This is a genomic window from Massilia luteola (genome assembly GCF_034420155.1).
GTDB lineage: Bacteria > Pseudomonadota > Gammaproteobacteria > Burkholderiales > Burkholderiaceae_D > Telluria > Telluria luteola.
This window is the reverse complement of record NZ_JAXOFN010000004.1, coordinates 188,845-201,086: the sequence shown is the minus strand read 5'-3', so window position 1 is coordinate 201,086 and position 12,242 is coordinate 188,845. Positions and strand designations below refer to the sequence as shown.

10 protein-coding genes and 1 tRNA gene are annotated in these 12,242 nt (G+C 63.3%); 10 read left to right on the top strand and 1 reads right to left on the bottom strand.

Annotated features, from left to right (window positions below):
- Positions 1–15: 15 nt before the first annotated feature.
- Positions 16–393 carry a hypothetical protein gene (locus tag U9J41_RS07550; RefSeq protein WP_322401515.1) on the bottom strand — a complete coding sequence of 126 codons (378 nt, stop codon included), beginning with the start codon at positions 391–393 and terminating at the stop codon, positions 16–18.
- Between the two features lie 278 nt (positions 394–671).
- Between U9J41_RS07550 and U9J41_RS07545 the strand changes: the two genes are divergently transcribed.
- From U9J41_RS07545 to epsE, 10 genes are all read left to right on the top strand, one after another.
- Entirely contained in the window at positions 672–2,252 is a 1,581-nt protein-coding gene (locus U9J41_RS07545; protein WP_322401513.1) for a methyl-accepting chemotaxis protein, read from the top strand.
- Between the two features lie 187 nt (positions 2,253–2,439).
- Positions 2,440–2,514, top strand: a tRNA-Arg gene (locus U9J41_RS07540).
- A 134-nt stretch (positions 2,515–2,648) separates the two neighbouring features.
- Complete coding sequence (locus U9J41_RS07535) at positions 2,649–4,562, top strand: ATP-binding cassette domain-containing protein (RefSeq protein WP_322401511.1); 1,914 nt, start codon at positions 2,649–2,651, stop codon at positions 4,560–4,562.
- A 56-nt stretch (positions 4,563–4,618) separates the two neighbouring features.
- Positions 4,619–5,344 carry a CAAX prenyl protease-related protein gene (locus tag U9J41_RS07530; protein WP_322401509.1) on the top strand — a complete coding sequence of 242 codons (726 nt, stop codon included), beginning with the start codon at positions 4,619–4,621 and terminating at the stop codon, positions 5,342–5,344.
- Between the two features lie 39 nt (positions 5,345–5,383).
- Positions 5,384–6,580: an XrtB/PEP-CTERM-associated polysaccharide biosynthesis outer membrane protein EpsL gene (epsL, locus tag U9J41_RS07525; RefSeq protein ID WP_322401507.1), complete on the top strand. Its 1,197-nt coding sequence runs from the start codon at positions 5,384–5,386 to the stop codon at positions 6,578–6,580.
- Positions 6,581–6,586: 6 nt separating this feature from the next.
- Positions 6,587–7,966: an undecaprenyl-phosphate glucose phosphotransferase gene (locus U9J41_RS07520; protein WP_322401505.1), complete on the top strand. Its 1,380-nt coding sequence runs from the start codon at positions 6,587–6,589 to the stop codon at positions 7,964–7,966.
- A gap of 154 nt (positions 7,967–8,120) precedes the next feature.
- A complete protein-coding gene (gene gmd / locus U9J41_RS07515) occupies positions 8,121–9,236 on the top strand; it encodes a GDP-mannose 4,6-dehydratase (RefSeq protein WP_322401504.1) in 1,116 nt (371 codons plus the stop codon).
- A 3-nt stretch (positions 9,237–9,239) separates the two neighbouring features.
- On the top strand, positions 9,240–10,220 hold the full coding sequence (fcl, locus tag U9J41_RS07510) for a GDP-L-fucose synthase (RefSeq protein ID WP_322401502.1): 981 nt from the start codon (positions 9,240–9,242) through the stop codon (positions 10,218–10,220).
- A 119-nt stretch (positions 10,221–10,339) separates the two neighbouring features.
- The gene (locus U9J41_RS07505; RefSeq protein ID WP_322401500.1) at positions 10,340–11,392 is read left to right on the top strand and encodes an EpsD family peptidyl-prolyl cis-trans isomerase; all 1,053 of its coding nucleotides are present in this window, start codon (positions 10,340–10,342) and stop codon (positions 11,390–11,392) included.
- Between the two features lie 33 nt (positions 11,393–11,425).
- Complete coding sequence (epsE, locus tag U9J41_RS07500) at positions 11,426–12,223, top strand: polysaccharide export protein EpsE (protein ID WP_322401499.1); 798 nt, start codon at positions 11,426–11,428, stop codon at positions 12,221–12,223.
- Positions 12,224–12,242: the final 19 nt, after the last annotated feature.

The following is a 12,242-nucleotide window of genomic DNA, read 5'->3' as shown; positions in this document are numbered from 1 at the left end:
GAAGAACGATGGTTGTCAGTCAGAATGCGCGGGCTGTTCGCGACCTGGCGAAACAGATTGGCGCATGGCGATATAACGGCTTTGCATCGGCGTATCGCCGATGAATCCGGATTCATGAACGTTTGATCGGGATGAATCAAAACGGTGCAATGCACCGATTCGATGCATTGTCAGGAGGCCGATTGTTAAAGCGACGGCGAAAAAATATAACATGCATTTTGCAAATGCGTCCAGCATGAAAGCCGGGACGTTACAATTCTTTCGGCCGGAAATATATTTGGATAAAAGCGGTTTTTCCAGGGGTATTTTTATTGCTTTATATGATGCCGAATTAGGAATCTGACAAACCGGCCGGCGGTGCACCGGTCGACCGGGAAGCGGATGCCGCAGCATCGCCGGGCGCCGGGTGGGTTGGCGCGGTCCGAATAAAAAGAATGGAACGGGAACGCGTTCGAACGCGCCGGCAAGGCGGCATGATTCCCCCCCCCTCAGGGTAATCTCATCAATGAATTTCAGGCAATCAACTAATTATTGCCGTGGCCGTAAATTTTTCTTAACACGATTCCCGATTTTTCGGCGAGTTTATTAAGGTATGATTTATTTAGTTGCCATCGAGCAGCGCAGAATATGAATATCCCTTGCGGTTACATCGAGGCCTCGTGCTGAATACCATGAAAACTCTGAGCTTCAGGCAAAAACTGTGGATTCCCCTGCTGTGCAGCCTGGCGTGCATCTGCGCGGACTTTGTCTATGGGGCGCTGCAGATGCGCGAGCTGCGCATTGCGGAACGAAAGAAAGACTTGGTCAATATCGTCGACACCGCGATGTCGGGCATCACGATGTACGCCGAAAGGGCCAGGGCGAACCAGATGAGCGAAACGCAGGCCCGGAAAGACGCCATGGAACTGCTGCGCCACCAGCGGTATGGTGTGGATGGCTATATCTCCATCGTGGACGGCCGAGGCGCCGTGGTCATGAATCCAAGCAAACCCGAGGCGGAGGGCAAGCTGATGTGGGATTTCCAGGACAAGAAAGGGAATTATCTTTACCGCGATATCGTCGCAACCGGGAAAAGCGCATCCGGCGCCGGCTTCATCGAATACTGGTGGGTGCGGCCCGGCGGTACCGAGCCGGCGCCGAAGTTGTCGCGCACGGCCTCCTATAAACCGTGGGACTGGAATATCGTTACCGGCGTCTATACCGACGATATCGATGCCGCTTTCCGTACATCCCTGCTGCGATCCGGCGCGGTCCTGCTTGCCGTCTGCGTCCTGCTGTCGGCCATCGTCGTCGCGATCAATCGCAGCCTGGAGCGCACGATCGGCGGTGATCCGCGCTATGCCGGCGAAATCGCTTCCCGGATCGCGGTCGGCGATCTGTCGGAACATATCGAAACCGCTAGCATGCAGGACAGCATCCTGTCGGGAATGAAGACCATGCAAAGGCAGTTGGCCGCCACCATCGGCAACATCCGCACCAGCGCTGCCGCGATCGCGTCGGCGTCGTCGGAGATCGCGAGCGGCAACCTGGACCTGTCCGCGCGAACCGAAGCACAAGCCAGCGCCCTGCAGGAAACCGCGGCGGCCATGGAGGAACTCACCCGCTCCGTGGCACTGAACGCGCACAACGCCGGCAAGGCGAACGAGCTTGCGCAGCGCGCATCCGCGGTGGCCCAGCAGGGTGGCGATGTGGTCTTGCAGGTAGTGCGGACGATGGAGACGATCAAGACATCGGCGGGCCGGATCGTGGACATCATCGCCGTCATCGATGGCATCGCTTTCCAGACCAACATCCTCGCATTGAACGCGGCGGTCGAGGCCGCGCGGGCCGGCGAACAAGGACGCGGCTTTGCCGTGGTGGCGTCGGAGGTGCGCAGCCTTGCCCGGCACAGCGCCGCGGCGGCAAAGGAGATCAAGGCCTTGATCAACGATTCGGTAGACGGCATCGACAGGGGCGGCGTCCTGGTTTCCCGCGCCGGGTCGACAATGGACGACGTGGTCGCCAGCGTCGACGAAGTCACCCGCATCATCGCTCTCATCGCGGGCGCGTCGGAAGAGCAAAGCACCGGCATCAGGCACATCAACGACGCGGTGTCGTCGATCGACGCGACCACGCAGCAGAATGCGGCGCTGGTCGAACAGGCGGCAGCCGCCGCCGGTTCGATGCAGGACGAAGCCAGGCGCCTGGCGGCCTTGGTGACGAGCTTCCGCCTGAGCGCTCGCGCGCCGCGCCCGGTGGGATTGCCCGCATGAATCGGCGATTCCGGCGGTACAGCCCGGTGTCGCCGCCAGACGCCCCAAAGCCGGCTGGGATGCCCGCTGCCCGGCAAAGCCGCCTGGCCTGCCGGCCTTGATTCTTCACGCGATTGCCCGGTACCGGCGGGACGAATATTGTGGGAGCGGCACGGGTCGGGTAGAATGGCTGACTGCCGTACAGCGTGTCGCCATAGTACAATGGATAGTACAAGGTCCTCCTAAGACTTAGATGCAGGTTCGATTCCTGCTGGCGACACCATTCCCACCGATTCCCCGTCCGCATCACCACCGCAGCGCGGCGGTTTATCGGGCCGGGCCGCCCTTCGGTACAATGCCTGCTTTCTCACACTTTTATTGATGTCCGCGCACCGATCGGCGACGCGGCCTTACACCATGGCTGTCATTTCCCTCTCTTCCGCGCAACTGGCTTTCGGCCACGTCGCGCTGCTCGACCATGCCGATTTCTCGCTGGAAACCGGCGAGCGCGTCGGGCTCATCGGCCGCAACGGCACCGGCAAGTCGTCGCTGCTGAAAATCATTTCCGGTCGCTCGAAGCTGGACGACGGCCTGCTCGTCATGCAGCAGAACGTCAAGATCGCGTATGTCGAGCAGGAACCCGTGTTCGATCCGGACACGTCCGTGTTCGACGCCGTCGCGGCCGGCATGGGCGACCAGCAGGCGATGCTGGCCGAGTACGAGTCGCTGACCGGACAGTTTGGCCAAGGCAATGACGATGCAATCATGGAACGCATGCACGATCTGCAGGTCAAGCTCGATGCGGCGGATGCGTGGAGCCTCGGCAACCGGGTCGAGACGACGCTGGACCGCCTCGGCCTGGCCGGCGATGCGAAGATGGGCACGTTGTCGGGCGGCATGCAAAAGCGCGTGGCGCTGGCCGTCGCGCTCGTGTCCGGTCCCGACGTGCTGTTGCTGGACGAACCGACCAACCACCTGGACTTCACGTCGATCCAGTGGCTGGAAGGCCTGCTGCGCGAATTCCGCGGCTCCGTGCTGTTCATCACCCACGACCGCCGCTTCCTCGACAACGTCGCCACGCGCATCGTCGAACTGGACCGCGGCCGCCTGCTGTCGTTCCCCGGCAATTTCAGCAAGTACCAGGAGCGCAAGCGCGAACTGCTCGCGATCGAAGAAGTCGAGAACGCCAAGTTCGACAAGGTGCTCGCGCAGGAAGAGGTGTGGATCCGCAAGGGCGTGGAAGCGCGCCGCACGCGCAACGAAGGCCGCGTGCGCCGCCTGGAAGACCTGCGGCTGCAGCGCAGCGCGCGCCGCGACCAGCAGGGCCAGGTGCGCATCGACGTGGCGACCGGCGAGCGTTCCGGCAAGATCGTCGCGGAACTGGAAAACATCTCGAAGGCCTATGGCGACAAGGTGATCGTCAAGGACTTCACGGGCACGATCATGCGCGGCGACAAGGTCGGCCTGATCGGCCCGAACGGCGCCGGCAAGACGACGCTGCTGAAAATCATTCTTGGCGAAGAAACTGTGGACAGCGGCAACGTCAAGCTGGGCACCCGCCTGAACGTCGCGTATTTCGACCAGATGCGCGCGCAGCTGAACGAAGAGGCGTCGCTGGCCGACACGATCGCCCCGGGCAGCGACTGGGTCGAGATCAACGGCCAGCGCAAGCACGTGATGAGCTATCTGGGCGACTTTTTGTTCGCGCCGGAGCGCGCGCGCTCGCCCGTGAAATCGCTGTCGGGCGGCGAGCGCAACCGCCTGCTGCTGGCGCGCCTGTTCGCCAAGCCCGCCAACTGCCTCGTGCTGGACGAACCCACCAACGACCTCGACATCGAGACGCTCGAATTGCTGGAAGAACTGTTGACGGACTACGCCGGCACCGTGTTTCTCGTCAGCCACGACCGCACCTTCCTCGACAACGTCGTCACGCAGGTCATCGTTTCCGAAGGGCAGGGAATGTGGCGGGAATTTGTTGGCGGCTACAGCGATTGGGAACGCGTGAAGTCCACCGTGGCTGCGCCGGTGGGCGCCGGCAAGGCCGCACCGGCTAAAGCGCAGGATATGTCATCCAGCGCACAGAACGCATCCGGCAAGAAGGTAAAGTTGAGTTACAAGGAGCAGCGAGAGCTGGAAGAACTGCCGCAGCTCATCGCCAGCCTTGAAGACGAGCAGTCGGCCATCACGGCACAGCTGAATGCGCCCGACTTCTACAAGACCAATCCCGCCGACGCGCGCCGGATCAATGCCCGGTTCGCGGCGATCGAGGAATCGTTGCTCGAGACCCTCGAGCGCTGGGAGCGCCTCGAAGCGCGCGCGAGGGGAGAGTAACCCATGCGCTAGCGCATCGCGACAAGCGCGGGCCAGGTGCCCGCTGACGGAGAAACATGACTGAGCATGACGACCGCTACGCCGTGCCCGCCACGGCAGCCATCCCCGCCGACGCTCCCATGTTCAACCGCGCGGCCTGGCTCCGCATCCTCCCTTTCGCCGCCTACCTCGTCTTCATCGTCGCGGGCGACGTGCTCGAGCGCCTCGGTGTCCGCCCGGACACCCTGCGCTGGCTGTATCCCGCCAAGATCGCCCTCGTGGCCCTGTTGCTGGCGCTGTTCTGGCGCCGCTATCAAGAACTTTCCCGTTTCCGCTTGGCACCGTTGCCCGCGTCGATCGCGCTGGCGACGGGCGTCGTCGTGCTCGTGCTGTGGATCAGCCTGGATGCCGGCTGGATGGTCGTCGGTGCGCCCCTCGGCTTCGATCCGCGCGTCGGCGGCCGCATCGACTGGCTGCTCGTGGCGATCCGCATCGCTGGCGCCGCGCTCGTCGTGCCCATCATGGAAGAATTGTTCTGGCGTTCGTTCCTGATGCGATGGGTGGACGATCCTGATTTCGAGTCGGTTGAGCCCTCTCAACTGAGTATCAAAAGCTTCGTCATTACCGTCCTGCTGTTCGGCTTCGAACATAACCTCTGGCTTGCCGGGATCGTTGCCGGTGCGGCCTACAGCCTGCTGTACATGCGTCACCGCAACTTGTGGTCGCCGATCCTGGCGCATGCCGTGACCAATGGCCTGCTGGGCGTGTGGGTGGTTCGAACCGGGAACTGGTCTTACTGGTAAGTCGTCCGGCAATTAACACTTCAAAGAAGATAAACGACCATGTTGAATTCCCGCGTACGTCCCCTTGCCCTGTTGCTCTGCACCCTGTTCACGCTGCCGGCCGATGCCGGGCCCAACGATGCGCTCCACCTGTACGCCGGCGTGTCCTACGGCCACGACGACAACCTGCTGCGCGTGCCGGACGATGCGCCGGCGTTCGACGGCACCCGCGCCGATTCGTGGTGGCAGCGGGAGGGCGGGTTGATCTTCGATAAGACCTATAGCCGGCAACGGATTTCCATCGTCGCCAAGCTGTCCAAGTACGACTTCAACCACTTCAAACAGCTCGATTACGATGGCAAGGACGTGCAAGCAACCTGGTTCTGGCAGCTCGGCAATCACCTGGAAGGCAAGGTCGGCACGACCTACGAACAGGTGCTCGCGCCGTACACGGATTTCGCGAGCAACGAGCGCAACCTGCGCCGCAGCCGCAGCCAGTTCGCCGAAGGCGCGTGGCGCTTCCACTCGTCCTGGCGCGTCCGCACCGGCTTCCAGCGCGACAAATACGACTACGAGCTGTTTGCCCAGCGCTACAACAACCGCACCGAGGACGCGAGCGAGCTCGAGCTCGACTACCTGCCGAGCAGCGGCAGCACCGTCGGCCTCGTGGCGCGGCGGGTCAAGGGCACGTATCCGTATCCGCGTCCCGTCGGTCCCTTCCTCCTCAACGACAATTTCACGCAGGACGAACTGAAGGCGCGCGTGCTGTGGCTGGCCACGGGCTCGACGAGCTTCGATGCCCTCGTCGGCTACACGCGGCGCAACCAGCCTTCCTTCGGCACGGGCAGGACGAGCGGCATCGCCGGCAAGGTCAAGGCCACGTACCAGCCGCGCGGCAAGATGACCTATACCGCCGCCGTCTGGCGCGACTTCGCGCCGCTGGAAAGCACGGTGGTGAGCTATACCCTGAACAAGGGCGCCAGCGTCGGCGCCCAATGGGATGCGACGGCCAAGATCAAGGTGAATGCCGATGCCGTCTACGAACGACGCAATTACAACGCGCGCGAGACGTTCGCCAGGCTGGGCGACATCCGCGATTCCATCCGCACGGGCAGCCTCGCCGCGACGTGGTCGCCGCGGCCGACCGTGCATGTCACGGCCGGGCTGGCGCACCAGGCGCGCACCGGGTCGGCCGTGCTCGGTACTGGCAGCTTCAAGTCGAACAGCGTGACGCTGTCGGCCAGTGCGCAGTTCTGAAATCTTATGACCGTCAATGACATACCGTTGATTTCGTTTTTCCAGCGCGTACTCGATCCGCTGATCATCATGGGCACGCTGTACCTGTCGGCGCTGCTGTTCCATGAACCGTTCTCGGGCTACCTGCTGGTGCTGATGGTATTGGCCTTTTTCATTTCGTCGGCCGTGTACCAGCACATCGATCCGTACCGCACGTGGCGCAGCGGCCGCATGTGGGCCTATGCGCGCGACACCGTGTTCGGCTGGTGCGTGACGCTCGCCGTGCTGATGTTCCTCGGCTCGTCCAGCGGCCTCAAATATTATTACGACGAGCGCGTGCTGCTGGCCTGGGCCGTGGCCACGCCGCTCGTCCTGCTGGGCAGCCACATCGCCGTGCGCGTGGCGAACCGGCCCGGCAAGAGCAAGGAAGTACGGTCCGTGGTCGTGGTCGGCGTCAACGACGTGGGCCTCAAGTTCGCCGCCATCTGCGACCGCCATCCGAATCTGTTCATGCAGGTGCGCGGTTTCTTCGACGACCGCGACGGCGACCGCCGTCCGGCCCAGCTGCCGCACCCGATGCTGGGCAAGACGGACGAGCTGGCGCAGTACGTGCGCAACAACGGCATCAAGATGATCTTCATCAGCCAGCCGATCTCGGCCCAGCCGCGCATCCGCAAGCTCATCGAAGAGTTGCAGGATACGACGGCCTCCGTCTATTTCCTGCCCGACGTCTACATCTTCGACCTGATGCAGGCGCGCTTCGACAACGTGGGCGGCATGCCCGTGATCGCGATCTGCGAGACCCCGTTCATGGGCCTGAACAGCACGATCAAGCGCGGCTCCGACATCGTGCTGTCCTGTCTCATCCTGCTGTTGCTGGCGCCGCTGCTGCTGGCCATCGCCGTGGCCGTCCGCGTGAGTTCGCCGGGGCCGGTCATCTTCCGCCAGCGCCGCTACGGCCTGTATGGCGAAGAGATCATCGTCTACAAATTCCGGTCGATGAACGTGATGGAGAACGGCAACGCCGTCGTGCAGGCGCGCAAGGGCGACGACCGCGTGACGCCCATCGGCAATTTCCTGCGCCGCACGTCGCTCGACGAACTGCCGCAGTTCGTCAACGTGCTGCAGGGCCGGATGAGCATCGTCGGGCCGCGTCCGCACGCCGTCGCGCACAACGAGCAGTACCGCAAGCTGATCAAGGGATACATGCTGCGCCATAAGGTCAAGCCGGGTATCACCGGCTGGGCGCAGGTCAATGGCCTGCGTGGTGAAACTGCCACGCTGGACAAGATGGAAGCGCGCATCCAGTACGACCTCGATTACCTGCGCAACTGGTCGCTGTGGCTGGACCTGTGGATCGTGCTCAAGACGGTGAAAGTGGTGCTCACGCGCGAGAACGCGTTTTAAGCGGCGGCCCGTCAATGGGGTCACTTAGGTTCGACTTAAAGAGGCAGATTCAATCGGATCGGCGCTTGCGACGCCGGATGGGCTGCGTAGAATAATTGATGAGATTGCAATTATTTATTGACTTTGCATAACATTTCGCCAGGAAAGCAGGCACATGAAAAAAGCGCTGATCACGGGTGTGACTGGACAGGACGGTTCCTATCTTGCGGAACTCTTGCTTGCGAAAGGCTACGAAGTACACGGCATCAAGCGCCGCGCCTCGCTCTTCAACACGGAGCGGATCGATCACATCTACCAGGACCCGCACGTCGAGGACAGCCGCTTCCACCTGCATTACGGCGACCTGTCCGACACGTCGAACCTGAATCGGATCCTGTGCGAAGTCAGGCCCGACGAGGTCTACAACCTCGGCGCGATGAGCCACGTGGCCGTGTCGTTCGAATCGCCGGAATACACGGCCGACGTCGACGCCATCGGCACCCTGCGCCTGCTGGAAGCGATCCGTTTCCTCGGCCTGGAAAAGACGACGCGGTTCTACCAGGCATCGACGTCCGAACTGTACGGCCTCGTGCAGGAAACGCCGCAGCGCGAAACGACGCCGTTCTATCCGCGCAGCCCGTATGCCGTCGCCAAGCTGTACGCCTACTGGATCACGGTCAATTACCGCGAAGCATATGGCCTGTACGCCTGCAACGGCATCCTGTTCAACCACGAATCCCCGCGCCGCGGCGAGACGTTTGTCACGCGCAAGATCACGCGCGCCCTCGCGAATATGTCGCAGGGCCTGGAGCAGCAACTGTTTCTCGGTAACCTCGACGCGCTGCGCGACTGGGGTCATGCGCGCGACTATGTCGAGATGCAATGGCTCATGCTGCAACAAGACGCGCCCGAGGACTACGTGATCGCGACGGGGCGCCAGTATTCCGTACGCCACTTCGTCGACGTGGCCGCGCGCGAACTGGGCATCGAGATCGCGTGGCAGGGCGAGGGCATCCACGAACGGGGCGTGATCGCCGCGGTCCATGGCGACAAGGCGCCCGGCGTCGCCGTGGGCCAACCGATCGTCGCCGTCGACCCGCAATACTTCCGTCCGACGGAAGTCGAGACGCTGCTGGGCGATCCGGGCAAGGCGCGCCGCCAGCTGGGCTGGGAACCGCGGACAAGTTTCGAAGCGATGGTGCGGGAAATGGTGGCGCACGACCTGGAGACGGCGCGCCGCCACAAGCTGCTGGCATCGCATGGCTACAACGTTGCAATTTCACTGGAGTGAACGTTGAATACTGAACCCCGCATCTATGTGGCCGGCCATAACGGGCTGGTCGGTTCCGCCATCGTGCGCGTGCTGCGCGCGCAAGGGCACACGAACATCGTCACGCGCAGCCACGCGGAACTCGAGCTGACCGACCAGGCCCAGGTCCGCGCGTTCTTCCGCGGCGAGCGCATCGACCAGGTCTACCTGGCCGCGGCCAGGGTCGGCGGCATCCATGCGAACAACACCTATCCGGCCGAATTCATCTACGACAACATGATGGTGCAGGCGAACGTCGTGCACGAAGCGTGGCAGAGCGGGGTCGAGAAGCTGCTGTTCCTCGGCTCCTCGTGCATCTATCCGCGCCTGGCCCAGCAGCCCATCAGGGAAGAGTACCTGATGAGCGGCATGCTGGAGCCGACCAACGAGCCGTATGCGATGGCGAAGATCGCCGGCATCAAGCTGTGCGAAAGCTATAACCGGCAATACGGCACCGACTACCGCAGCGTGATGCCGACGAATCTGTACGGTCCGGGCGACAACTATCACCCGGAAAACAGCCACGTGATCCCCGCCCTCATGCGGCGCTTCCACGCGGCCAAGCTGGACGGCGCACCGGAGGTCCTGATCTGGGGCAGCGGCAGGCCGATGCGCGAATTCCTGTACGTCGACGACATGGCGGAAGCGAGCGTCTACGTGATGAATCTCGACCGCGACACCTATGCCGCGTCCACCGATCCGATGCATTCGCACATCAACGTGGGCACCGGCGAGGACGTCACGATCGCGGAGCTGGCGCGCCTCGTCGGCGCGACCGTCGGCTACCGCGGCCGCATCGCGTTCGACACCAGCAAGCCCGACGGCACGCCGCGCAAGCTGCTCGACGTGTCCAAGCTGAAATCCCTCGGTTGGCAGGCACGCACGCCGTTGCCGGACGGATTGCGGCGCGCGTATGCGGCCTTCGTCGACCTGACGGAGCGCCAGCAAAAACCGGCCGCGGCCTGAGTCGTCGTGCGCCGAGCCTTACGGCTGAGTGTTAATTGACGAACAGATACCGAGCCGTGCGGCTCCCAGAATGAACGGGCTATAAAAAGAGTTCCACACGATCCTGCCGAGGAAACCAAATGAACAACAACCACGTGGCTGCCATCATGAAGACATCCCCCCTTACGACTCCCAAGCGCGTGCTGTGCGCCGCGCTGATCCTGGTTGCGGCAACCTTGAGCGCGTGCGGCGACAAGGCGAAGGAAAAGAAACCCGGCCAGGCGCTGGCGAGCGTGAACGGGGAAGAGGTCACGGTGCTCCAGCTCAACGAGGAACTGCAGCGCGCCGGCGTCTCGGCCGCCCAGCAGGACGCCGCCAGCAAGCAGTTGCTGCAGGTACTGATCGACCGCCAGTTGCTGCAGGAAGCGGCGGCCAAGGAAAACCTCGACCGCGATCCGAAGGTCATGCAGGCGATCGACCGCGCCCGCGCTCTGATCATCGCGCAGGCCTACTTGCAGAAGCGCATCGGCAGCGTGACGAAGCCGGCGCCGGCGGAAGTCGAGGAATACTACAACAAGCATCCGGAATTCTTTTCCAACCGTAAGCAGTTCAGCATGAACGAACTCGTGATCCCCGCCAACGACCTGACGCCCGAGTTGCGCAAGGCCGCAGACAGCGCCAAGTCGCTGGAAGAGGTCGCGGTGTGGCTGGACGCGCACAAGATCAAGTACGGCCGCAACCAGGTCACGCGCTCGACGGCCGACGTGCCGCCGCAGCTCTCGTCCAAGCTGCTGGGCATGCCCAAGGGCCAGCTCTTCGTCGTCAAGGAAGGTCCGCGCGCGATGTTCATTTCCGTCGCCGAAATCAAGGACGCGCCGGTGAACCTGCAGGTCGCTTCCAGCCAGATCGAGCAATTTCTCGTGAACCGCAAGAACAAGGAACTGGCCGCCGCCGAACTGCAGCGCCTGCGTTCCAGCGCCAAGATCGAGTACCTGAACAAGTCGATGATGCCCGATCCCAAGGCCGCACCGACCTTACCCGCCGGCGCCGCCCCATCCAGCGCGGTGGCGAACGCCGATCCCGCCGCGACGGGTGCCCCGGCAGCCGCCGCGGCAGTCGAGGCCGCACCGGCCGACAACGCATCCGGCGCAGACAAGGCAGCGCTCGATCGCGGCGTCGCCGGACTGAAGTAATTCGAATCATTTGACGAACAAGAAGGAGTGAACATGAAACGACTCGTACACTGGATGATTGCGGCGGTCCTCACGGTCAGCGCGGGCATGGCCGGCATCGCTGGCGCGGCGGAAATCCTGCTGGGCCCGGGCGATGTGGTCAAGGCCTCGGTCTACGGCAGTCCCGACCTCGCGGTCGAAACGCGCGTGTCGGAAGGCGGCTCCATGACCTTCCCGCTGCTGGGCGAAGTGCAGGTCGGCGGCCTGACGACGCAACAGGCGGAAAAGAAGATCGGCAACCTGCTGGAAAAAGGCGGCTACCTCAAGAAGGCCCAGGTCAACCTGCTGATCACCACGCTGGCCAGCCAGCAGGTGTCGGTGCTGGGCCAGGTCAACCGTCCGGGCCGCTACCCGGTCGATGGTCCGCGCAAGGTGCTCGACCTGCTGGCCCTGGCCGGCGGCATCGGCCCCGAAGGCGGCGACATGGTCAGCCTGGTGCGCACCCGCAACGGCGTCACCACGCGCGAAACCATCGACGTCGTCGAGATGGTGCGCAAGGGCGAACTGAACCGCGATTATGAAGTCGCCGGTGGCGACATCATCTTCGTCGAGCGTGCGCCGCGCGCCTACATCACGGGCGAGGTGCAGCGTCCGGGACCGTTCCGCCTGGAGCGGGCGATGACCGTCCAGCAGGCCCTGTCGGCCGGCGGCGGCCTCACGCAGCGCGGCACGCAGCGCGGCCTGCGCATCACGCGCCGCGATGCGAGCGGGGCGCAGCACACGATCGATGCGAAGGCGGATGATCTCGTGCAAGTGGACGACGTCATCACGGTAAAGGAATCGTGGTTCTGAGGTAGCGACAGCGTCCGGT

Coding starts and splice junctions, on each gene's coding strand:
- U9J41_RS07520 (WP_322401505.1), top strand. CDS start 6,587: ATGACCGTCAATGACATACCGTTGATTTCGTTTTTCCAGCGCGTACTC.
- U9J41_RS07530 (WP_322401509.1), top strand. CDS start 4,619: ATGACTGAGCATGACGACCGCTACGCCGTGCCCGCCACGGCAGCCATC.
- epsL (WP_322401507.1), top strand. CDS start 5,384: ATGTTGAATTCCCGCGTACGTCCCCTTGCCCTGTTGCTCTGCACCCTG.
- U9J41_RS07545 (WP_322401513.1), top strand. CDS start 672: ATGAAAACTCTGAGCTTCAGGCAAAAACTGTGGATTCCCCTGCTGTGC.
- U9J41_RS07535 (WP_322401511.1), top strand. CDS start 2,649: ATGGCTGTCATTTCCCTCTCTTCCGCGCAACTGGCTTTCGGCCACGTC.
- U9J41_RS07550 (WP_322401515.1), bottom strand. CDS start 393: ATGCTGCGGCATCCGCTTCCCGGTCGACCGGTGCACCGCCGGCCGGTT.
- U9J41_RS07505 (WP_322401500.1), top strand. CDS start 10,340: ATGAACAACAACCACGTGGCTGCCATCATGAAGACATCCCCCCTTACG.
- epsE (WP_322401499.1), top strand. CDS start 11,426: ATGAAACGACTCGTACACTGGATGATTGCGGCGGTCCTCACGGTCAGC.
- gmd (WP_322401504.1), top strand. CDS start 8,121: ATGAAAAAAGCGCTGATCACGGGTGTGACTGGACAGGACGGTTCCTAT.